The organism is Butyrivibrio sp. ob235 (genome assembly GCF_900109475.1).
Taxonomy (GTDB): Bacteria; Bacillota; Clostridia; order Lachnospirales; family Lachnospiraceae; genus Butyrivibrio.
Genome location: NZ_FOBE01000006.1, coordinates 89,774 through 112,285, shown reverse-complemented (window position 1 = coordinate 112,285; position 22,512 = coordinate 89,774). Strand labels below are relative to the sequence as shown.

General features: G+C 37.4%; 29 protein-coding genes. 26 read left to right on the top strand and 3 right to left on the bottom strand.

Annotated features, from left to right (window positions below):
• The first annotated feature begins 27 nt into the window (after positions 1–27).
• The 10 genes from BMW61_RS07090 to BMW61_RS07040 all read left to right on the top strand — a co-directional run bounded on the left by BMW61_RS07090 (position 28) and on the right by BMW61_RS07040 (position 7,169).
• Entirely contained in the window at positions 28–558 is a 531-nt protein-coding gene (locus BMW61_RS07090) for a GNAT family N-acetyltransferase (protein WP_091820596.1), read from the top strand.
• A gap of 372 nt (positions 559–930) precedes the next feature.
• On the top strand, positions 931–1,515 hold the full coding sequence (locus BMW61_RS07085) for a hypothetical protein (protein ID WP_091820594.1): 585 nt from the start codon (positions 931–933) through the stop codon (positions 1,513–1,515).
• Positions 1,516–1,662: 147 nt separating this feature from the next.
• Entirely contained in the window at positions 1,663–2,217 is a 555-nt protein-coding gene (locus tag BMW61_RS07080; RefSeq protein ID WP_091820593.1) for an RNA polymerase sigma factor, read from the top strand.
• Positions 2,207–3,106, top strand: a complete 900-nt coding sequence (locus BMW61_RS07075) for a DUF4367 domain-containing protein (protein WP_175475123.1) — start codon at positions 2,207–2,209, stop codon at positions 3,104–3,106. The genes BMW61_RS07080 and BMW61_RS07075 overlap by 11 nt, the downstream gene beginning before the upstream one ends.
• Before the next feature lie 84 nt (positions 3,107–3,190).
• Positions 3,191–3,619, top strand: a complete 429-nt coding sequence (locus tag BMW61_RS07070) for a hypothetical protein (RefSeq protein ID WP_139176239.1) — start codon at positions 3,191–3,193, stop codon at positions 3,617–3,619.
• 1 nt (position 3,620) lies between these two features.
• A complete protein-coding gene (locus tag BMW61_RS07065) occupies positions 3,621–3,863 on the top strand; it encodes a hypothetical protein (protein ID WP_091820587.1) in 243 nt (80 codons plus the stop codon).
• 34 nt (positions 3,864–3,897) lie between these two features.
• Positions 3,898–4,338, top strand: a complete 441-nt coding sequence (locus BMW61_RS07060; protein ID WP_091820585.1) for a hypothetical protein — start codon at positions 3,898–3,900, stop codon at positions 4,336–4,338.
• A 26-nt stretch (positions 4,339–4,364) separates the two neighbouring features.
• On the top strand, positions 4,365–4,811 hold the full coding sequence (locus BMW61_RS07055; RefSeq protein WP_091820583.1) for a hypothetical protein: 447 nt from the start codon (positions 4,365–4,367) through the stop codon (positions 4,809–4,811).
• 150 nt (positions 4,812–4,961) lie between these two features.
• Positions 4,962–5,825: a hypothetical protein gene (locus BMW61_RS07050; RefSeq protein WP_091820581.1), complete on the top strand. Its 864-nt coding sequence runs from the start codon at positions 4,962–4,964 to the stop codon at positions 5,823–5,825.
• Positions 5,826–6,257: 432 nt separating this feature from the next.
• Positions 6,258–7,169, top strand: a complete 912-nt coding sequence (locus tag BMW61_RS07040; protein ID WP_091820578.1) for a hypothetical protein — start codon at positions 6,258–6,260, stop codon at positions 7,167–7,169.
• A gap of 179 nt (positions 7,170–7,348) precedes the next feature.
• Here the strand turns inward: BMW61_RS07040 and BMW61_RS07035 are convergent, their stop codons facing one another.
• On the bottom strand, positions 7,349–8,650 hold the full coding sequence (locus tag BMW61_RS07035) for a HAMP domain-containing sensor histidine kinase (protein ID WP_175475122.1): 1,302 nt from the start codon (positions 8,648–8,650) through the stop codon (positions 7,349–7,351).
• Positions 8,643–9,344, bottom strand: a complete 702-nt coding sequence (locus BMW61_RS07030; protein WP_091820575.1) for a response regulator transcription factor — start codon at positions 9,342–9,344, stop codon at positions 8,643–8,645. Before BMW61_RS07030 ends, BMW61_RS07035 begins: the two co-directional genes overlap by 8 nt.
• A 322-nt stretch (positions 9,345–9,666) precedes the next feature.
• Here BMW61_RS07030 and BMW61_RS21830 point away from each other — a divergent pair, with 322 nt between their 5' ends.
• The 10 genes from BMW61_RS21830 to BMW61_RS22705 all read left to right on the top strand — a co-directional run bounded on the left by BMW61_RS21830 (position 9,667) and on the right by BMW61_RS22705 (position 15,105).
• Entirely contained in the window at positions 9,667–9,834 is a 168-nt protein-coding gene (locus BMW61_RS21830) for a hypothetical protein (protein WP_175475121.1), read from the top strand.
• 14 nt (positions 9,835–9,848) lie between these two features.
• On the top strand, positions 9,849–10,319 hold the full coding sequence (locus tag BMW61_RS07025; RefSeq protein WP_091820573.1) for a hypothetical protein: 471 nt from the start codon (positions 9,849–9,851) through the stop codon (positions 10,317–10,319).
• 172 nt (positions 10,320–10,491) lie between these two features.
• Positions 10,492–12,888 carry an ABC transporter substrate-binding protein gene (locus tag BMW61_RS07020; protein ID WP_091820571.1) on the top strand — a complete coding sequence of 799 codons (2,397 nt, stop codon included), beginning with the start codon at positions 10,492–10,494 and terminating at the stop codon, positions 12,886–12,888.
• 25 nt (positions 12,889–12,913) lie between these two features.
• Positions 12,914–13,078 (top strand): hypothetical protein, encoded by a 165-nt coding sequence (locus BMW61_RS21825; RefSeq protein WP_175475120.1) that lies wholly within the window; start codon positions 12,914–12,916, stop codon positions 13,076–13,078.
• 155 nt (positions 13,079–13,233) lie between these two features.
• Positions 13,234–13,434 (top strand): hypothetical protein, encoded by a 201-nt coding sequence (locus BMW61_RS07015; RefSeq protein ID WP_091820569.1) that lies wholly within the window; start codon positions 13,234–13,236, stop codon positions 13,432–13,434.
• Positions 13,435–13,565: 131 nt separating this feature from the next.
• A complete protein-coding gene (locus BMW61_RS07010) occupies positions 13,566–13,820 on the top strand; it encodes a hypothetical protein (protein ID WP_091820567.1) in 255 nt (84 codons plus the stop codon).
• A complete protein-coding gene (locus tag BMW61_RS07005) occupies positions 13,817–14,119 on the top strand; it encodes a hypothetical protein (RefSeq protein WP_026528034.1) in 303 nt (100 codons plus the stop codon). Before BMW61_RS07010 ends, BMW61_RS07005 begins: the two co-directional genes overlap by 4 nt.
• Positions 14,120–14,185: 66 nt before the next feature.
• Positions 14,186–14,467, top strand: coding sequence for a hypothetical protein (locus BMW61_RS07000; RefSeq protein ID WP_091820565.1), 282 nt, complete (start codon positions 14,186–14,188; stop codon positions 14,465–14,467).
• A 42-nt stretch (positions 14,468–14,509) separates the two neighbouring features.
• On the top strand, positions 14,510–14,719 hold the full coding sequence (locus BMW61_RS06995; RefSeq protein ID WP_091820564.1) for a hypothetical protein: 210 nt from the start codon (positions 14,510–14,512) through the stop codon (positions 14,717–14,719).
• Between the two features lie 260 nt (positions 14,720–14,979).
• The gene (locus BMW61_RS22705; RefSeq protein WP_278295820.1) at positions 14,980–15,105 is read left to right on the top strand and encodes a hypothetical protein; all 126 of its coding nucleotides are present in this window, start codon (positions 14,980–14,982) and stop codon (positions 15,103–15,105) included.
• Positions 15,106–15,208: 103 nt separating this feature from the next.
• On the opposite strand, the gene BMW61_RS06985 is transcribed toward BMW61_RS22705, so the two are convergent.
• Positions 15,209–15,652 (bottom strand): helix-turn-helix domain-containing protein, encoded by a 444-nt coding sequence (locus BMW61_RS06985; protein WP_091820562.1) that lies wholly within the window; start codon positions 15,650–15,652, stop codon positions 15,209–15,211.
• 273 nt (positions 15,653–15,925) lie between these two features.
• Here BMW61_RS06985 and BMW61_RS06980 point away from each other — a divergent pair, with 273 nt between their 5' ends.
• From BMW61_RS06980 to BMW61_RS06955, 6 genes are all read left to right on the top strand, one after another.
• A complete protein-coding gene (locus tag BMW61_RS06980) occupies positions 15,926–16,825 on the top strand; it encodes a helix-turn-helix domain-containing protein (RefSeq protein WP_091820561.1) in 900 nt (299 codons plus the stop codon).
• Positions 16,812–18,524, top strand: coding sequence for an ABC transporter ATP-binding protein (locus tag BMW61_RS06975; RefSeq protein ID WP_091820559.1), 1,713 nt, complete (start codon positions 16,812–16,814; stop codon positions 18,522–18,524). The genes BMW61_RS06980 and BMW61_RS06975 overlap by 14 nt, the downstream gene beginning before the upstream one ends.
• A gap of 22 nt (positions 18,525–18,546) precedes the next feature.
• Positions 18,547–19,026 carry a GNAT family N-acetyltransferase gene (locus tag BMW61_RS06970; protein ID WP_091820558.1) on the top strand — a complete coding sequence of 160 codons (480 nt, stop codon included), beginning with the start codon at positions 18,547–18,549 and terminating at the stop codon, positions 19,024–19,026.
• 24 nt (positions 19,027–19,050) lie between these two features.
• The gene (locus BMW61_RS06965) at positions 19,051–20,094 is read left to right on the top strand and encodes a phosphotransferase (protein ID WP_091820556.1); all 1,044 of its coding nucleotides are present in this window, start codon (positions 19,051–19,053) and stop codon (positions 20,092–20,094) included.
• Positions 20,095–20,341: 247 nt separating this feature from the next.
• Positions 20,342–20,956: a transposase gene (locus BMW61_RS22410; protein WP_091820553.1), complete on the top strand. Its 615-nt coding sequence runs from the start codon at positions 20,342–20,344 to the stop codon at positions 20,954–20,956.
• A 277-nt stretch (positions 20,957–21,233) separates the two neighbouring features.
• Positions 21,234–22,454 carry an MFS transporter gene (locus BMW61_RS06955; protein ID WP_091820551.1) on the top strand — a complete coding sequence of 407 codons (1,221 nt, stop codon included), beginning with the start codon at positions 21,234–21,236 and terminating at the stop codon, positions 22,452–22,454.
• Positions 22,455–22,512: the final 58 nt, after the last annotated feature.

Genomic DNA, 22,512 nt, shown 5'->3' with positions numbered 1-22,512 from the left:
ATTCAGTAAATTGGAAGGTTTATAAAAATGATACATGCTGAGATTAAAGGGAAATATATAATTCTACGGGAACAAAAAGAAGAGGACGCAAAATTCTTTGCAGAATGGTTCAACCAGCCAGAAATTATGTTTCAATGCGGATTTACGGATACTACGAATGAGGAAGAAGAAATAAAATATATCAACAAATGCCATAAATCCGAAGATTCTGTATGGTTTACTATCACGGATATGAACGGGGCAATTATAGGAGAAACTGGGCTACTCAGAATGTTTCCTGCATGGCATTGTACCGACTTGACAATAATAATTCCAAATCCTGAAATGCAGCATAAAGGATATGGTACAGAGGCAATACGTCTCATGTTGGATATGGCTTTTAATGAATTTGAAATGAACCGTGTATCTATCGGAGTAGTGGGACTCAATACAGATGCTTTGAAATTCTACAAAAAAATCGGTTTCAAGCAGGAGGGCGTCCAAGAACAAGGTTATTACTACAACGGAGAGTACAGCGATTTTGTTATGATGCGAATCCTGCGTGATGAATGGTCGTAATTTCAAGATACAAACACTGTAATAGCGTTACCGTTACGGAGGAAATAAGATATTCTGTATATCTGAAATCCAGGTATTGGGATAAAATGCAGAAAAAGTGATATAGATAATATTTGTAAGACTAAACCTCCGCAAAAAGGTAAGCTTTGCGAAGTTTTTCATTGTTATTATGTAAACAATGAAGAATTTGTATCCGATATACAAAACAGCAAGGATTGCCAGATATCAATGAATGGATTCTGTTCATTGGTGTTTGGCTTTTTTGTTGATTTGGTAACTTTATTTATAAAAAGAAAATAAACTTGGATAAAATGCGTCACAAATGAGCAATGTCGCGCGTTATTAATACAAAGGGCAATGAAAGGGGATATAATGCACATTTCGAATAATTATCATACAATTCCTATAATGAGTTATTGCGGCAAGAATACTTCTATCCCACAGAATCTGACAACAAGAGCCAACATGCCTGCGTTGGTATCCACAGATCCTGCAACACAAAAGGAAGCTGTGATTCCGATAGCGTATAAAGATGGAAGCAGGATGTCTACTTTCCGCGCAGATTCTTATTCACAGGATAATCCGATTTATACAGTTAAATACTGGGATGGAAATGGTAACTATAAGGAAGAAGAAATCGATGGTTCAAAAGTGGATCCAAGTAATGCATCTGTATTAGAGTTGCTTGCGTTTGGCTCATATTGTGCTGACAGGGGATATCCAGAGGATGCTGTATCTAATGTGATGATGGCGATGGTTGGGGTAGATGAAGAACCAAAGTTTTATTCATTGGATGAAGCACTAGAAAAACATAACTTTACCGAGCGGATGAAAGATTGCGTGGATATAACAAATAACCCGGCATATATGATTGTTCACTTGAAATACAAGGCTATGTATGAGTTTATGCTGGAGAGGTCAGCGGAAAACGGTGGACTCAAAAAGGAACAGGAGTAAGATTATGATAGTTTCTGGTATTAGTAGTGTGATTCTTCTGTTTGAATTCATCAGCTCTTTTTTTGATTAGCATAAAGATAAAATCATTACTGCCATGTATCCTGTGTTACCATATATGTATTGAGAAAAGTTTTGGGGGGCATCAAAATGTTAATGATTTTATTGTCTGTACTTGAGGATGAGCAAAGGGACCTGGTACAGAGAATATATAATGAAAATAAATCTTTTTTTCTGAGGCTTGCAGCAGGGATAACTGGGTCAGAATCTCTTGCTGAGGAGGCCGTCAGTGATGCATTCTTAAAGATTTCCCTGAATATTAAAAAAATTTCTGAATTATCCTGTCACGAAATGAGGGGGTTCTGCGTTGTTATAGTGAAGAACTGTTCAATCAGTATTCTGAGAAAAAACAAAAGATATGTGTATGGAACTGAAGAAATGTCCAGAGATCAAGTGGCAGATACGGATGATCCTGAGAGGACTGTGCTTAAAAATGAGCGGAATGATTTAATCCGGGCACTTTTGGAAACTCTTTCTGATGATGATAAAGAGCTGGTTGTTATGCGGTATACCTATGAAATGAGCTATGGGGAGATTGCGAGGGTGATGGATATTTCCGAAGATGCAGCACGTAAACGGGGACAGCGCATCATTGAGAGACTTAGGGCCAGTTATTCTGAGAAAGAGGTTGGATATGGAATTTGATGAGATTATAGGTAAAGAGACAGGTATCGAAATTCTGAATCTGATGGCACCGAAGCTTATGAAATGGCACAAAGATGCTAAAGAAAAGAGACTGCCATCCACAAAAGTGGAGCTTTTGTCAAAGAAAATAGAGGCGCTTCCTATAGAGGGGCAATCACTTCTTTTTGGAAATTATGTATTTGATCTTAATTCTGAAAGTATGGAGATCTTATATGAAATCAATGATCCGGATATGCACCTGGTCTTTTTTGAGCATCTTCTTTCTGAGATCATGGGGATTCAAGAAGGTGAGAGAATAAGTGACATCTCTATGGAAAAGGCTTGCAAAAAAGCACTTAGCAGAATTGCAGATGCGCCGGAAATGATTTCTTTTCCTGAGCGAGTTGCGCGTTCTTTTGGAAAAGTTGTTGCTGCAATTCTTATTGTGGGAATTATATCTTTTGGGACTGCTTTGGCTGTAAATGCTGAGTTTAGGGATAGTGTTATCAGATGGTTCATGGAAGCAACAAAACAGTATACCCTTTTCCGTTTAGAAAATGAAAATGAACTTGATTCCTCTGAACTAAAAAAGTTTATTCCTTCGTATATACCGGAAAGATATCATTTGTATAGTAGAGATGTAGTAACCGGATTCGCAACATATACATATGTGGATGTAAATGGAGATTTACTCGATGTAAGCATATGCATGCCAGAAGCTAATGCATACCTGAATACTGAAGGAATGAAGAAAGAAGTCATTACAATAAATGGTCAGCAGGCATTTTTATATCATGACGGAGTACATGGAAGCCTTGCCACAAGCATTGATGGTTATGCACTTTATGTGACTGGAAAAGCCAACAGGGATGACTTTATAAAAATTGCTGAGAATGTTGTAAAAAAATAGAAAAAATATGTCACGAAAAGGGAGGGGTCAGCGTTATTAATATGTAACATGTATTAAGCCTTAACTTATGGAGGTCATTTGAAGGTGAAAAGAGTATTTGGAACAGTAAATATTTCATTATTTTTCCTGGGGCTGGTGCTTTTATGTGGTGCATGTGCAAGGAAGGATGATGTTATTCTAAAACAGAATACAGTAGAGCTTTCACAGGAGGCAGAACCTGTTAATGATAATGAAACTCCAAGTTCTGATAATTCATATGTTATAGGATCAATCTATTTAGAATCTGGCTGCTACATATGTTGTGGAGAACCTAATGCACAATCCATAGTAATTTATAACGTGGACACTCATCATCAGGAGTATGTCTCTTTGCCAGAAGATTCAGATGGATATGAGATTCCTGAAGCTGGTTTTTATCTTGTTTATAAGTTTGCTGATGGAAAAATGATAGATATTACAGATAAACTCAGCATAGATAATCCGGCATCTTTTGTCATCGAAAGGGCGAGATGAAATGAAGAAGATTAATTACGCTTTGACTGTGATATTGGTATTTGGGTTGGGGATGCTTGTTGAGAATATATACATGAACATCCTTATGTATAATAGGCATCCTGAGTATTATGAAGTCTTATCTGCCCCGTGGTATACATACGGGATACTGCCATCGGTAGTAGAATACATATTGCTTGTTATTGCCTGTTTGGCTGTAAGGCTGATTCTTAAATGGGTTTCTCAAAACATCATAACGGCGTAAGCACTGATTACAATTTTAATACGGGAGGGAACACATGAAAAAATCAAATGTAGTAGCTTTTGTAGTAGGGTTATGTATGTTCGCAATTTTTGTAATTTTTGTGAATGGTTACTGGGATGAAATGTTGTTAATAGCACTTGTTCACAGCTTGGATTTGCCATCTCTTTTATGTGTGTTGGGGATACCGCTTATGATTCTTGCAGCAAGCGGAAAAGTCGGTCCATTTTTTAAGGCTTTAAAAAAGGATGGAAGTGATTCATCTAAGCAGGAGTGCCTGTCTGCTGTTAATTGTGCAATCACCGGAGTGATCATTTCTGGTTTAATAGGAGGAATAGTTTATGCACTTTGTTTCTTGGTGTATGGAATTGGCTCAGACTTACTTGATGATGGAAGAATAATCTGTATTTTATTGCCACCGTTTTATGGATTTATTATTACTGCGATTTTGCTTCCTATTAAATTTCGTTTGGCTTAATTTGAAAAGATTAAAGAGACAGAAAAATGATTATAGATTTCAATGGGACAGTTGTAGATATTGATGTAAAAAGAACCAGGAATTTTTACTATTCAGACAATTCCGTGGAGATAGACTGTAAGTGTGATGGATGCAGAAACTTTATAAAATTTTGTGATGTAATGCCACAAGAAGTCGCTGCATTTTTCGAGAAGATAGGGGTAGTTCCTAAGAAAGTATGCGAAACATATTGGTTTTGCCAAAAGAATGGAGGAAAAGGTATTTTTGGTGGAGGCTTTTTCCATGTATGTGGGGAAATAATTGAGAGGGATAAGGAGCAGAAAGGAATAGAACTGTCCCCGGACTTTAATGTATATGTGGAAGGGGAAGTTGATCTTGTTGAAGATGGGTTCCCTGATCCTATAGTACAGGTAGGAATGATTTTTATACTTCCGTGGCTGCTTGATATTGAGAATACATATCAGGCTGAATAATGTAAAAGTATATTGTGGAGATGAAGTAAACATTACTTATGATAAATGAAATACAAGTGCATTCTTGATTTGCATGATGATTGCACTTGTTTTGAGCAGCTTGGGTGTTTTTGCAATTAAGAAAGATAGGAACGTTGAGGAAGATACTGTATGAAGAAAGCCATACCAACCTTGTTAATCATAATAGGAATAATACTTTTTGCATTTAAGATGATTGGAATAGTGTATGACGTATTTTATTGGCCACAAACAGTACAGCCTATGCAAACAGTTTTGGCGGAGAGTAGTCCTGATGGACCAACAGCATACTTTATTGCAAGCAAAATAAGCTATTCATATATATTCTTGGAACTTTTACCAGGTATTGCTTTGATACTTATTGGTATTTTTATGTTTTTGAGTGTTAGAAAAAGACTTCTTAGGGCACTTGTTTGTACCATTTATGGAGTTATTATCATCGTGGCAGGATATGGCATATTCCATGGACCGTCGATTTTCCCACTTTATGCAGATTTTTATCCATTAATCCTTGCTATCATGGCTGCTATGGTCATATTTATGATGATTTCTTCGAGAGGGAAGCCCTCAATGAGGATTCTATCCAGGCCAGATCTTGCAAGATTTGCAGCTTCCCTAATAAGTGGAGTATATAGCTCTCTTATGTTTGGCTGGTGCATCTTAAAGATCATGCATGGTGTGATGCCTTTTGGTATGGAGCCTGTGCAGGTTGGGCCATTTATTGAAAAACAGTTTCTTGTAGTTTTTCTATTGAATCTTCTGATCATTTCAATTGAGATTTTCAGGAGCATAAAGGATGACGTGAGCTTTCCGGTTACTGCATATGCCTCACTCGTAGTACTTAACCTGGAGCTGGTATATGAGGCGCTGCTTAGTGAGCTGACTACTGGGGACGTATTTATTTATGTTTTTGTCAAGTATACAGCGTTGCTATATTGTGGGGGTATATCAATAGTGGTGGTTCTAATGGTCTTGGAAAAAAAGAAATACAAGTAAAACCGATTGATAATTTGAATGTAAAGGAGAATGTATGAATCTGGCCAATATTTTCTTTGTTGTTTTGTTAGTGCTTTCCGTATTAATACTTGTATTTTTCAGGAAACATAATAAGGGAGTAATAGCTGCAATTATCATTATTATGTCGTTGATTTTTCTCTTTTCAGGAGTCTACCTTTGTTTTGCAAGTGCGTGGAGGAATATAGCAATTGCTTTTCTATTTATTGCTGCATTTTTAGTTTTTTGCTCGGTCTTGTTGATAAGAGCAAAATGATACAGTATTTTGGGAAATAGCCAGAAATTAATAATATAAATTACTGAAAAAGCCAAATGAAAGCCATATGCACGTTTGGGGGAGAGATACTTTTATATGTTTTTTTGGGGTTCTGATAAGATTAATTGGGGAAAATAATAAGCGGGGATAACAACGGTATGAAAAAAATGAAAAAGAGAAAAATATTTAATACTATAGTGCTATCATTATCCATTTTAATTATATCTGGATGTGGCTCCAAAATGGATAATAGCACGTCAAACATTATTGGCTTGCAAGTTCATAAATCTGAATTGCCTAGTATTGAAACAAAAAAAATTGAAGGGCTTGAGGATGCCGAAGGATATGGGCATGGTATATATACTCGCCAAGGCGAGTGCTTACATGACATGATCAATTATGTAAAAAGCACAGATGATTTATCGGTATATTGTCACATAAGCAATGATTTAGGCGATACATATACTTTTACTGTAGTTGCGCTTGATAATTATCATCAAATACCTTTCATGGTAAATGGGGAGGAATGCTTAAACTATACTATAGAGATTCCAAATTCTTCAGAAACAGATATTCCTATTGATTTGGGTGAGTTTGTATCTGGCAGACATGATCTTGTTTTTTTAACAATAATTAATGCAGGAATGAAAGTAAGCGAGTCTGATTCTATAACTGTAACTGATGGATATATGGATGGCTCTATGAGGAGTACCTTTATTGTCGATGATGATACAGAATTGAATAACCCTATAACTTATCAGACCGGTACTAGTGATACTATATATTCCGGAATAAGTATTGAAAAAAAAGATGATGAATCATATGAGCTATCTGTTTCAGGTGTTTATGATAATGATAAGTACATTTCAGTCATTGTTTTCGATAATTATGAAGAAATAGAAAACTACACTATGGAGCTGGGGGCTAAAAAGAAAGCAACGATACCTTTCGATTATTCTCCGGATGATAGTGTTAATCATGAATTAACGGCTGTGGTATTATATCAAACTGATGGTAATGACCCAGAAGAACCTATGGAAGACCATTTTTCAAACAGAGTCCAGTTTTGATTATGTTATTGTAAGCAAAAATACCTTTGTAAAAAGAGTCCTACGTCGAAAGGGGTAGGATTCTTCTTTCTGCCAGAGGACGCTATGCTGTAGGTCATATTCGGATGATTTTTAGTAAAGAGGGTGCGTAATTCTGAGAGATTTTTTCAAACTCTCGCCTTTTTAAAAGATCTATTTTATCAAATCATTGCTATAACCAAGTCAATTTTAAACGTTGACTTATCCGAATGAACAATACAGTCACCATTCATTTTTTTCATCATAGAATTTGTATTTTTCAAGCCGATTCCGTTACTTGCGTTTTTATGTGCATGGTCTGAAATGGTATTTTCGATAGTTATATAAAAGTTCTTTCCATCGCTCTTGGTGCTTAGATAGACTGGTTTGGTAATATCGGCATATTTTATTATATTTGACTGTATGTTGTTTATTATTCTGCCAATATAATCGAAGGATATTGAAACGTTTTGATCCGGCCAGCTAAGTTCCCGAACTTCTACAGAAGCTCCCTGAGCACTGAGACTATTGCACATTTCAGATAAATAATCATTAAATGCATACTCAACAGTAACAACTTCAAACTGCTCTTTTTGACCGGAGTCTATAAGAAAAAAATCAAATAGCTGATCAGAAAGGCTTTTTATCTCGCCAGCCTTTTGTAATGCTTTATCAGAATACTTCGCAACATCGTCAAAATCATGCTGTTTCTTTACAACTTCAATATAAGCCATAAGGCTGGTCAGGGGAGTCCTGAGATCGTGAGCCATACCAAGAACAAGATTATCCTGTGCCTTTTTCATCTCGATTTCTTTTTGACTTTTGGCAATCAGGTCAGTGCGCATACTTTCTATAGCATCAGCCAGGCTTGAAATCTCATCATTCCCTTCCACACGAAAAGATGCATTCTCCAATCCGGAATGCATTTTATTTACTTCATTTCCAAGCTCAACTATATACCGGATTTCCTTTCGTACTCCTACAAAAACTATTAAAAAACCGACTGACACGCATAATAGTGCTGCCAGAGCATAGGCTATGAAGTAATATATACGTTCAGTATTTTTGAATATAAATACATCCGCATATCCGTCAGAGAATGTCACATTACTTGCGTACAACCATGTATAATTCAGCTGTTCTGATGATGTATTATTTATGGCGGATTTCCCTAAGTATAAATTATCGTAAAGCAGAAGACTGTCTCTTGAAATGGTAAAGTATTCTATATTGTTTTCTCTTGCCCACTCCCGGATTTCATCTGTATCTGTTGCCTTTACATCATACTGTGTAACATAAGTCTGAAACTGGCTTACCAAGGACTTTGATACATTTTTTCTAAAGGATGAATTCTGAAAAATATCATCCAGGAAAAGATTGGTCAGGGAAAATAATAATAAAAATAATGTCAGGGATACAGCTATGCTGATCGCAAATAGTATCATTATTTTTTGAGTTATGCTCTTGATCTGTAGTTTAGCCAATTCTATAGCCCTTTCCCCATACATTTAATATTATCTGTGGATGTTGTGGATCTTTTTCTATCTTTGTTCGGAGTTTTCTTATGTGTACCATAACGGTATTTGATGAATCACTGTGGTATGCCTGTTTCCATGCGGCTTCATATAACTCCGGAACCGAAAAGACTGCTTCGGGATTCTTTAAGAATAATAATAGGATCTGGTATTCTGTTTCTGTGAGAGTCACTTCTTTTCCATCAAGATATGCGACATTTTTGGTCAGACTGATACGAATTCCATTATGCTCAAGCCATTCATCTGAGTCATTATGAATACTTGAAGAAGTGTTATATTCCGTATGCCTTCTAAGCAGTGCCTTTATTCTTGCAACTAATTCAACATAGGAAAATGGCTTGATAAGGTAATCATCTCCGCCAGCACTAAGACCAAGAACCTTGTCATTATCAGTTGATTTGGCAGTCAAAAAAAGAATAGGAACGACGGAGATCTTCCTAATCTCTTCACATACTTTATATCCGGATATTCCGGGAAGCATAACATCAAGAATTATTAGGCTCGTATCATTATCTAACATGATAAGCCCCTGTTCTCCGGTCTCGGCTTCCTTTACTGAATAACCTTCGCTTTCAAGTAATAATCTTATGCCATCCCGGATGCTTTCATCATCTTCAATAACCAGTATTTTTCTTCTGTCCATCATCATTTCCTATAATCATTTTTTCCTTACTATATCACATATGAGAATTGGCTTAACAGGAGTTAAGAATTATTAAGAATTAATAAGATTTTTCATGGTGAAAATGGTGTTAACATTACGATATTAAAGAAAAAGAGAATTTGCAGCATTTTGTTATTTATTACAATTTGAGTGTTAATTATAACAATTGAGGTTTAGCTGATGATGGGTGGAATAAAATTGGCTTAATTAATTAGGATCTATTTGTCCCGAAACTGATGAGTGGTGCGTTATTAATATGTAACAGCATGATAATACCAAAAGCTATGGAGGTTATTGGGGGATGAAAAAAGTATTGGAATTAATAAGAATAACAATGTTACTAGGAATGATACTTCTTTGCGGAGGCTGTAGTAAAGGTAGGACGGTATCAGCACCAAGTACGAACATAGAAAATGTGGAAAATATAACATTTCCGGAAGCCGGATGGGTTACTGTTTTAAAGGTATAATTGGGAGAAATAATATGGTATTTAGCAAAATGGTGAAAACAAAGCGTATAGGATTGTGGCTATTGGCGCTATTTATATGTGTCTTGGCTATAATTATCATTACTGTCAATAAACCAACCAAAGAAGAATCCGTTGCAGCGTTTTTGAATGATAACAGATCACAGCTTGAAGATATCGCAGATAGGCAGCTTAGTGGAGATTGCTCTACAACATCAATCGGATCTGTAAAGGTGGAGGGTGTTTTCAGAAATTCGGACGGCGAAGAAATAGTTCAATTCATGTGCTCCGGAAGAGGATTTGTTTCTGCTTCGAAATACTATGGATTTTATTATTCACCATCCGATACGCCTGCCGCATTTCAGAATGTTGATATGAAATTAGAGGATAAAGGCGGAACTTGGACATGGCATGAAAGTGGTAGCGATAATGGTGGCATTACAAAAAAGATCACAGATGGCTGGTATTATTATGAAGCATGGCTTTAGGTTCATTATAGAGTTGATCTGGGAAGGAAATATCTGAGGTTATTTGTAATGAATGGAGGGTATCTTAAGCAAATTTAAGAATTAATAAGATTTGTTAAGGTGAATCCACTGTTAAGATATACCTGGGCGGTGATATAAAATGCAGGCTATGAAATGTAGAGGGTAAACAGGTATGAAAAAGGGGAAAAAAAAGAAGCTAACAGCATGTTTGCTGTTTGGGGGCATGACTTTAATGTTAGCCTGCGGAGATGCATCACTTAAAGATAAAACTGATGGATATAATCAGGAAAACGAGGAAGAAAATAGCGAGGCTGAAAAGGATCATATTTATCGCATAGAGGATATTGATCTCGAAATGCCCGATCAGGGGAGAATAGTATCATTCTGTGAAAGTGGGGATAAACTATACGGACTTCTTTGCACTTCTGACAACGATGCAGGTGATTATAGCATCATGAGTTTGTTTGATAATTTGGACAGCTTGGAGGAGATAACCATTGAAAGTGAAGATGATTGCTATTATTGGCTTTCCATCGATGAAGATGGGAGCTTTTATACTGTAAGAAATCCCTATACATACTGGGATTATGAAGAAGATACAGATACCACTGATGCCTGCGCTGACGAGGAAGATGTGTCATCGACTGAAGACGCAGAACAAGTGGAAGATCTGACAGCTGATGAGGCTGATAAAGAGAGCAATATAACTGCATTGGCAACACCGGAGATAGTCAAGTTATCTAATACCGGGGCTATTGTCTGGGAGATCCCCGTTGCGGAATGGGATAAGAAAGCATATATCCAGGACATTGAATACTGTAAAGGGCTCGGCCTTGTTACTGCATCCTCTGAAGGCTTTACGCTTTACAACAAAGACACAGGCGAAGAAGAAAGGATTCCCTTTTCCGGTCTGGATTCTTCAGAGTATGAGTATAGAGAGAAAAGCCTTTATACACTTCGCGATGGCAGCTTTTGTATGAAGATGCCTGATCTAAATATGACATATAAGATGTATCGCATGAATGTTAAGAAGGGGCAGTTTGAGGAAATAACGGATATTCTTCCTTCATGCGTTTCTATTGGTCTCAACATCTTTCCCGGTAAAAATGTGGATTTTTTATATATAGAAGACGGAAAAATAAGAGGATTCTATCTTGGAGACAGTGAAGAGAAGATGATATGCGACCTTGCGGCTTCTGATCTTATGCTGGAAAACATTGAATTTCTTGATGAATCTGATGAAAACTCACTCTTAATTCATGCTGACTATTCCGGAACCTGGGACGGAGAGCTTTTCAAGCTTGTTAAGGTTCCGCCGGAGGAAGTCAGGGAGAAGGAAGAGCTTGTGCTCGGAACAGCTTCTGCAAATTATGATATTCAGAGAGCGGTATCCAATTTTAACCAGAGAAATAGTAAGTACCGCATAAAGATAAAGGAATATGATTTTCAGGATTGCCAGACCTATGAAGAAGTCTGCGACAGAATGAATCTTGAAATGGTCACCGGGGATGTTCCGGATATCATGGTTTTTAATTTATTTTCTTCATATGAGAACTACATAAAGAAAGGCTTAATAACGCCTCTTGATGAATTCTTTGAAAAGGACGGGGAGATAACAGAGACAGACTTCCTTGAAAATGTTATGGCAGCCTCTAAGCGTGATGGCAAAATTTATTTGATCATGCCGGCTTTTCTTATAGATACATGTACTGCGGCAAAGAGCATGCTTACTGATGAAACCATGACATTGTCAAACATAAACGCAATATGCAGGGAGAAAAATGTTAAGGAAGAAGATCTTATAGCGGGGATTGGCAGGGATGATGCGGACAGCATTTATAACCGCATCTATGGCGATTTTATTGATTATGAAAATGGAACCTGCAGCTTTAACAGCCCGGAGTTTATAAATCTTCTTGAATATATTGGCAAGCTTCCGGTGTTGGACGAAGATGAAGATGAGGACTTCGTGGATACCGACAACTATTACCGTGAGAAAAAATCCATTTTGAATTCGGAGTGGATGAGTGGCTTTGAGGCTTATCAGATTGATAAGTCAGGTACATTTGGTGAAGATGTAGTATTTAACGGATATCCGGGAATCAACGAAGGAAAGTCATATTTGGTCCCGCTTATGCAGCTTGCTCTTAGTACGAGTTGTAAAGATAAGGAAGCCGGCTGGGAGTTCCTTAGGTACTTCCTTACAGATGAGTATCAGAAAAATATCAGGAATTACTTCCCTGTAGAAAAGAAGGCTTTTGATTTAATGGCAGAGAAATCCCAGGAGATTCCATATTACATAGATGAGAAAGGGAAGAAGCATGAGGAGCCTTCAGACTATGGGATTTGCGGCAGCGAGATCGAACTAGAGCCTCTTTCTAAGGAGGAAGCTACGGAATTTAGTGATTTTGTGAAGTCCGTTACGGATGTGTTAAATGAAGATAAAAAGGTAGAAGATATCATTTTTGAGGAAACCGGGGCTTATTATGAAGGACAGAAATCAGCCGAGGAAGTGGCAGATATAATCCAGAGCAGGGTTTCTATATATCTGGCGGAAGGAATGGATTAAGTCAGGGGTATGGAGCAATTTGGGTATGAAAAAAGTATTGGGAAAAATAAACATAACAGTTTTGCTGATGGGAATGATACTTCTTTGCGGAGGCTGTAGTAAAGGTAGGACGGTATCAGCACCAAGTACGAACATAGAAAATGTGGAAAATATAACATTTCCGGAAGCCGGATGGGTTACGGCTTTATAAGTATCTGTGGGAGAATAAGATGGAACATGGACCTGACAGGGAAGTATTAGTGATATCGGTGCATTACAAAAAGAATCACGGAGGTTGGTATTACGAGACTTGGTTTTTAGCCTATTCTTGTACTGATCAAAAAAAATAAAAGAGGATGCTTAGGTATGAAAAGGAAAAGAACAATCTTACGGATAGTATTAATTATTGTAGAACTATTATTTATCGTGGCAGTTATAATAAGTCCATTTCCGTCAATGATAGGAATTTCGGGGATTGTGTGGAGAATTGTCATAGGGCTGATAGGATGCAGTATGCTTGCGATGGGCATCCGAAGAAAGGCTAAATGCATCTATGAAGTTTCGTGAGAAGGAGACGGTTTGCTCTATAGTCGCAATTACTGGTTAGCTTATGTTTTTGGGTTCTGATAAGATTAATTAGGGGAAAATAATAAGCGGGGATTACAAGGGTATGAAAAAAGACATAGTTGAGGTTGATCATGAGTAATATTTTGTTTACGCAAGTAATAAATTTGATTTTGCAGATACTTATATTTGGTGAGATTATTTCTCTTCTCACTAAGAAAATCAGATGTGCAGGTGTGATCGCTATTATCATATCCATTCTAATCTTTATTATTGGAATTATTACGCCAATCAGTATAGTTGTGTGCACGATGATAACACTTGTTCTAAGTAGCTTGGGTGTTTTTGCAATTAAGAGAGGTGGGAAAGCTAAGGAAGATACTATATGAAAAACATCATATTAAGCGCCGATGGCGACAGTGTAGTATATTCTGTCCCGGATATTGTTGCTGAAAACTTGGAAAAGTATTGTTTGGAGTTTACTAACTGGATGTATCATAGCCGATCCGCGAGGAAAAAGTATAAGGTTCAGGGTGGTTTTTGCTATAGCGAAGCAGATTTCATTTATTATTTGAATCAATATATTTTTCCTATGGAAAAATCTGAATTAGTAAAGAAGCTTGGATGGACAGATTTGGGTGAAGATTTGCCGGATGAATACAAGGGAGTTCCATATTTCAATTTCTAATGTGGCAAATATAATTCAGAGCAGGGTTTCAATATATTTAAGTGAAAACTACTAAAAGGATTTTGGATGGGAAAAGCAAAACAAAAGGCAGTAGAACGTTTTTGGAAGAAAATGAATTCTGTAGAGACTATGAGAATAGAAAGATTTATATGTAATGCCAAACTGAAGGATTCATATGAAGCTTACAACGTTTTAGACCATGATGAGTATCAAAGGTTTATAAAGCTGGTTCTTAAAAATACAGAAATAGTATGCTTTAAGGTAGATTCTTGGCTAGATGATCTGGATGAGCTAAGACATAGTAAATGGGGAATGCTCAGTGAAAATGTTGTTGAGATGACGAATTAGGAGGGTGTTTCCAATTCTTCTGGGAGTTATTCCAGAATCTATATGAAAAATGATTATACATTATATGAATTTTTCATGGGACTGAAAAATATCTTTGATTTTGAGGAAGATGAGTCTATGGGAATAAAACTCGAAAATCCACTTTTCATCAAAAATGGCGAAATAATCTGTCACACACTTACACATGAGGGGTATTGTGATGTGGCAGAGGATATATATGAACTCTTGCAAAAGGGATTTTTGCACTCTTGAAGCTCTATTATAATGAATTTGCTTTTGTTATAGAAATGAAAAATAAACTGGGAGCTAATGATATGAAAAGAGTTTTCTTATTTTTTGCTTAGGAATACCATTACTTATTTATGCATGTACAGCTAAGGATTCTGGAAACAGAAGCATAACAGATGAGACTGTTGTCTTGCTTTCCAAGGGCGAGATACCCAGTAAGAAAGTCAAGGTTGAATTCTCATTAGAGGGCATGGATACTGATGGCTTCAAGGATGGAGCTACCTATGATGAGATGCGCTGAAAACAGGAACCAGATGTATTCAGGTATGTTCCCGGCACCTGTTATTCCAAAGCCGCCGAGGAAGACTGCAGAAGCAGCTTCCGAAGATCCTGCGGCAGATACAGCCTGATCAAAAAATCACAAAAATAACCCTGCGGACACATGGTCTGCAGGGCAGTTGGTATGCCTGTCTTTCAAAACTTGCGAAAGTTGCAAAAGTTTTGAAAGAGCTGTCAGCTGTTTATCGTAGCCAGGATTTCGTTCTGAGCGGCTTCTATTTCCTGGATTTTTATCCTACCTATTGCGGATACTTCCTTGTCAAAATCTATATCATGAAAGACGGACTCGATCCACTTCGCATTTACCGGTGAAGTTCCCATGTAAGCCTTAACTATAGTTTCGATAGGCACTGTTTTCAGTTTTGTACCGTACTTCGCAGTGTCCAGTGATGAAATGGATTCAAAATCAGTGATTCGTGATAATTCTTCATGCATAAGTGTATCAATAGATAAATGCAGGTTCCTGGCAATTTCGATGAGAGTCTCTACTTCCGGATAACCTTCACCTCTTTCCCACTTAGAAACTGACTGTCTGCTTACATGAATCATTTCAGCCAACTCTTCCTGTGAAATGTTCTTATCCTTTCTTGCTTTCTGTAACGCATCTCCAAATCCCATTTTTGTATCCTCCAACAGGTTTTATCATTACATTTTCATTGTACAGGACAGGATTATGCAATACCATAACTATAAAGTTTCATTTTGTGCAACTTCAGGTTTCTCTAAAATGTAATTAGCAAAAGGAATAATAAAGCCGATAAGTCACTATGAGCGCTCATAGTACCGCTTGCAATACAACTAGTGGTTGATATTGCTCAAAAACAAATACATTGTTATCAACCAATAGTTTTGGCATAATACAAATATCAATTGATAAAGAGGGATGTGCATATGGAAATCGGGAAAATAATCGCCAAGCTTAGACGTGAGCGAGGTATAACGCAGGAACAATTAGGAAAAGCACTTGGAATATCAAGTCAGGCAGTTAGCAAGTGGGAAAATGGCGGATCACCTGATGTAGATATGCTGCCTGCAATAGCAGATAACTTGGGAGTCACCATAGATACCCTATATGGACGTGCTAATGAATCTAAGAAAGACATGCGAATAACGCTCCTTAACTGGCTTGCATCGTTTCCTCAGGAAAAGCGTATGTATGAACTTTTTTCGCTTTTATGCTGTACTTTTAACAGACCTTATTATGTAGATGGAGAGAGGATGTCAGACTTGGGGGAAATAATAAAACTGCCAATAAAGAGTTGTTATTCTGCAGGTATAGAAAAGGATAATGTTCCTCTATGGGGGAAATCTGCAATGGCGTCAAATACTGGATTACAGATGGCTATTCCATCTGAGGATTGTCCTGTTTTCATGATTTTGCCCGAGCCTGAATGCGGATATGAAGAGCACTTTTGCAGCAATGAAGAATATCGAACCCTGTTTTCAACACTTGCTATAACAGGAACGCTTGAAGTATTACGTGCTCTTTACTCCATGAAGAAAAGTTATAGATCATTAAAGGTTATAGCTAAAGCTGCAGGAGTTAAACCTGAAGAAACTCAAAAAGCACTCTCAGCCCTAATTGAATGTAATGTCATTCGAATGACTGAAGTAGAACTGGAGAATGAGAAAATAGAAACATATTCACTGAATGAAAAAATAGCTTTTGTTCCATTTATGTTGATTTCACGATGGATGTATGAGGATAGTGATTACTTTATTTGCAGTTGGAATGATCGCAAAAAACCGTTATTGAAAAAAAAGGAGTCTGGAAAAGATGAGAAGAAATAAATCAGCTAATGCGTTACATGCCGCACTTTATGAAAATAACAAAATGGTTTTTGTTGTTGCTGTTTTGCTGCAAATATTTGGAGCAGGGTGCAATCTGCTTATATCATGGCAGCTGGGGGCAGCACTTGACGCTATAAGCAATTCAGATAAGGTATATATCTATCGCCTTGGGATATTTGCGGCTATCAGTATACCTGTGATCTTTTTAATTAACACAGCAGCTACTATTGTTAAAGCCAGATTTGTTCATCGCGGAATAAGGCAGTACAAGGATAAGGCTTTTGACCTTCTAACTGAAAAATCCGTATCAACGATTAACGGAGAGAATACTGCTACATATATATCTGTGCTGACCAATGATGCAGCTTCAGTAGAAAACAATTTCCTGAATAATTTAGTGCTGTTCATTTATTATGTTTCTATGCTCGTCATGACCTTGGTAATGATGATAGCGTATAATCCGTTACTTACTTTGTTCGTTGTAATTCTTAGTTTTTTGCCGACAGTAGTATCTGTTGTAATGGGAAAAGAACTGGCAAATCGGGAAAAACATGTTTCTGATGAAAATGAGATTTTTACCGCCAAGCTCAAGGATATTCTTAGTGGCTTTTCTGTCATTAAGTGTTTTAAGGCTGAAAGTCGCATTAAGTCTATTTTTTGTGCTCAAAATTATGCTCTTGAAAAATCCAAAGAACAACGAAGAAGGTATGTTGGAGTTCTTACTGCTGCTGCGGAGGAGTCAGGTCTCGCTGTACAGTTCTGTATTGTTTTTATCGGAGCGATTTTTGTATTGAGTGGTAAAATTACAGTTGGATCAATCCTTGTTTTTGTGAATCTCTGTAATTTTGTGAACCAGCCTGTGCAAAATATTCCTACCTGTTATGCGAATTTGAAGGCTGCCAAAGTGCTGACGGAAAAACTTGGAGCGATGCTCGATGATGTGGGTAATACGGAAGGGTGTCATGCTCCCGAAAAAGTATATGACAGCATCTTGGTAAAGGATCTTTCATTTGGATATGAGTCGGCAGCACCTATACTGAAAGGAGTGTCATGTCATTTTGAGAGTGGAAAGAGCTATGCTATAGTTGGAGCTTCAGGTGCAGGTAAATCAACCCTGTTAAACCTTCTAATGGGGTATTATCGTGATTATAGAGGTACTGTGGCAATAGATGGCGATGATATTAAGAGCTTTTCAGCAGACAGCATATATGATCTGATGAGTCTGATAGATCAGAAAGTTTTCCTTTTTGATGATACTATCAGAAATAATATAACTATGTTTGCTCCCTTTTCTGATGAAGATGTAAACCGGGCAATTAAACTTGCCGGTCTGGATGAGGTAATAAGGAAAAGAGGCGAGGACTATAGATGTGGAGAAAACGGAAACACGCTGTCCGGAGGTGAACGTCAGAGAATCGCTATTGCAAGAAGTCTTTTAAAAGGCAGTAATGTCCTACTTGTTGATGAAGCAACGGCATCACTTGATAATGAAACCGCCAGGTATGTTTCATCTGCCATACTTGCACTTAAGGAGCTTACTCGTATAGTTGTAACGCACAGACTTGATGAAAGCATTCTAAAACAATATGATGGAATAGTCATGTTGAAAAACGGAATAGCCTGTGAAATAGGCACTTTTAAGGAACTCATGGAAAAAAGAGGGCAGTTTTACTCCTTATATATGGTTGCCAATAGTTGAGCGCAAACGGAGCTAAGAAAATATGAATATCATAGTAAAACCAATGGTTTCGGATAATGAGAAAAAGGGGAAAGCTTATGTGCATTGGAAGTCATGGCATGAAGCATATGAAAAACTTGTGAGTAAGTCATATCTTGATAAGCTCACGCTCCAAAAGTGTGAGGAGTGGGCTTTTGAGTGGCCTGAAAACACGTATGTTGCTATAGACAATGGGAACGTGATTGGTTTCATGTGTTGCTTTGGGCATGGAGAAGAAGAGCCTGATGCAGGTGAAATAAATGCAATATATGTGCTTTCTGAGTATTATGGTACAGGCGTGGCACAAAAGCTCATGGATACCGCTTTGGAAGAATTAAAAAAGTATTCCAGAAAAGAACTATGGGTTTTAAAGGACAATCCTCGTGCAATAGCCTTTTATAAGAAATATGGTTTTCATGAAGATGGAACTGAAAAATACCTAAAGAGCCTTGAAGATACGGAAATACGCATGATTATGGAATAACGGAAAGGATATTGATTATAAAAAATGAGCAATAATACGACTGGCCCAGTCGATAAAGAGATACAGGAAATATATGCACTCTTCTTTGATGGAAATCCTATTACTGCGGATATTATTGATACAAGCCGTGAAGAGGGTGATTTTAGACAAGCAGTACTCATCAGGGATATTGAAGATAAGCAGTATGTGCTCAAGATCACAGCTAATGACTTTACTTTTTCGGATAAAATCCTGGTATGGCAAAAGGCTGCCAAAGAGTACCGCGATTTAGGATACTACTGTCCACAGATTTTTAGTGATAAGAAAGGCGCTTTCCCTACTGTCCGATACCAGGGACATGATTGTGTTGTCTATGCTGAGAAGTATTCGGTTTATAAGTCTCTTGAGGACAGAGCTGCTTGCGATGAAGACCAAGAAGTAGACAGCAGTAGATATTTTGATGATATCTGGAGCATGACAGCTAAAATTGCAGCCAAGAATCTGGATTTTACAGAGTATCCATCAGCATATTGCCTGTTTGAAACCTTTTGTTCTTCTGATGAAACTGATGAAGTCTTGGAAAACGCACTGGAATGGAAAAAGTGTGCATCTTTTCTGCCTGAAGAATTCTCCGCGCAGGTTCAGAGGATATGGGATATTTGGTGTAAAAATAGAGAAGTTTTGAAGGTTGAATACGATAAGCTTCCTACCTCTGTTTTTCAGGCAGATCTCAATCCGACAAATTTGCTCATTGACGAAAATGGGTACTTTAAGGGAATCTATGATTTTAATCTATGTGGCAAAGATGTTTTCTTAAACTATCTGATGAGGGAAAACTTTGGTGATTTTGAGAAGGAATTTGAAAAAATCTTCAAGGCATTAGAAGTTTCCAGCAAGTACTATACTTTTTCAGAAATAGAAAAGGAACTCGCATTACCACTATATCGCTGTCTTAAACCCTTGTGGTTCATCAGGGTGCAGGAACTTAAGAATGTAGGGGATGACAGAGAGGCAATAAAGAAGTACCTTGATAAAGTTGAGTATTATCTTACAAAGGATATAGATTTTAAGGGGCATATGCGAATATGATCAGAAAATAACTGCCAGAGTTTGCAAAAAGCCTTTGTAAAAATGATAGTATATTTGTGAGGTAAATCTTTTGGGAATTTGTGATTTTAGTTCTGTTATGCAGACAATAAAGGAGTATATCAGTGATTCTAGGACTTAGTTTTTTAGTTTTCTTGTGAGTTTGAAAAAATCTCTGTAAATTAGATAACACCACAGTTATAAAGGTCTTCTATGATAAAATCTATTATCATAAGGAGGCCTTTTTATAATGGCAAACAAAAAGAAAGACGTTTACAGACCCAAACCGATGACAGAAGGAAAGAAGGCAGTAATTCAGGGATTACTCGATGAGTATGATATCCAGTCAGCTGAAGACATTCAGGATGCACTCAAGGATCTGCTTTCAGGCACTATTCAGACCATGCTGGAAACAGAAATGAATGAGCATTTAGGTTATGAAAAGTATGCTCGTGATGTTGAGCCCAACTATCGAAATGGTACCAAGCCCAAGACTGTTCGCAGCAAATATGGTGAATTTGAAGTGGATGTTCCTCAGGACAGAAATAGTACATTTGAAACTGTTGTCTTGCTTTCCAAGGGTGAGATACCCAGTAAGAAAGTCAAGGTTGAATTCTCATTAGAGGGCATGGATACTGATGGTTTCAAGGATGGAGCTACCTATGATGAGATAAGGGATTGGGTACAGGAAAAGTATGGAATACATGTTACTAACCTGAACATAGCCCAGATCAAGAGAAAGAACGGAATTATTGAAAGAGAGAATTATAATAAGCCTAAGTCTGAAGATAGCAGACAGACGGGAACAACTCCTGAAAAGGAGAAGGCTATCACTGAGGCTTTAAAGCATTTTAATATGATATGAGTAATAGGGAGGCATTCGCATGAGTGCCTCTTTGCAATCATTTGTGATTTACTATCAAAAGCGTTGGTGCAACCTATTGGCTAAAAGTGCAGAAGCAATGAAAAAATGAATATCGGAGTTTTATTTGAAGGGCAGTATTGCAGGGGCAGTGCTGCTCTTTTAAACTTGTGTGGCGATAAATGACGATAAATCCAGCAAGGGAAATTGTTTAGGATAAGCATTTTAGATATAATGGATACTGATTGTGATTTTTGGGATTTGATAGAAATGGAGTAGTATGAAAATTCTTTCACAGTATAAAGGCTTGGGAAAAGGAAACTTTATCCTTTTCTTTGGAAAGATAGTAACTAATCTTGGCGCAATGATATGGCCAATGATGACATTGATATTAAATGGGAAGCTGGGACTCGATGCAACACAGACAGCACTATTTTTTATAATAACCGGGTTTATGTTTTTGCCTGCAAATATATGGGGTGGGCAGCTTGCGGACAGATTCAGCAAGAAAAAGATAATAATATTGTGTGACATAGTTTCGATTGTATTGTTTATAATAAGCGGTTTTCTCCCACTTACGCTGTATACGCTATGTGTGACACTGGTAGGAGCCTTTTTTCAGACTTTGGAAGGTCCGGCATATCAGGCTATGGTGGCGGAGATCACTCCATTAGATAAAAGAGAACAGGCATTTTCATTACTTTACATGGGTGGGAACATTGGACTGATACTATCGCCAACTATTGCAGGAATACTTTTCAATAATTACCTCTGGCTGTGTTTTGTAATAAGTGGAGTGTCTATATCGGTATCAACAGTTCTGATAGCTGTCTTTATAAAGGATTCAAAGGAAATTATAAGAAAAGAATCCAAGGAAGAAGGCAAGGAGCAGGATGGTAATATTCTGGTGGTCATAAAAAGCAGTGCTACTCTGATACTTTTTCTAATTGCCATGAGCTTTTATCAGGGCGCTTATTCCCAATTCAGTTATCTGATGCCTCTTGATATTTCAAAAGCATATCCTGAGAATGGTTCTATCATATATGGAACGGTGACCAGCCTAAACTGTATTATTGTAGTGGTGCTTACACCTGTTATAACAATGGTCATGGAAAAAGTGCCTATGACCAAGAAGTATCTGCTCGGAATCATCCTTCAGGCACTGAGCTTTGGGGCATTTGCGCTTTCGTATGGAGTGATTGCAGGCTATTATGTCTCCATAACACTTTTTACGCTAGGAGAGATACTGACTACAATAGTTACAGGTGCATTTCTGGCGGACAGAGTTTCAGCAAATTATAGAGGCAGAATATATGGCATAACGAGCTTTTCAGCTGCTTTTATGACTGGAATAGTTGAGTGGAACAGCGGATGGCTGTTTGATTATTATGGTTCTGCGCCGGCATGGATTTTTTCTGTTGCAATGACTATGATTGCTGTGATTGCTTCGTTTGTTCTTATATTTACGGATAAGAAAGAGTTTGGTGAGCTATATAGGTGATTGTTGAGAGGCATACTTAAAACGGCAATTAAAAATCATAGAACATTTTAGGCTGTTA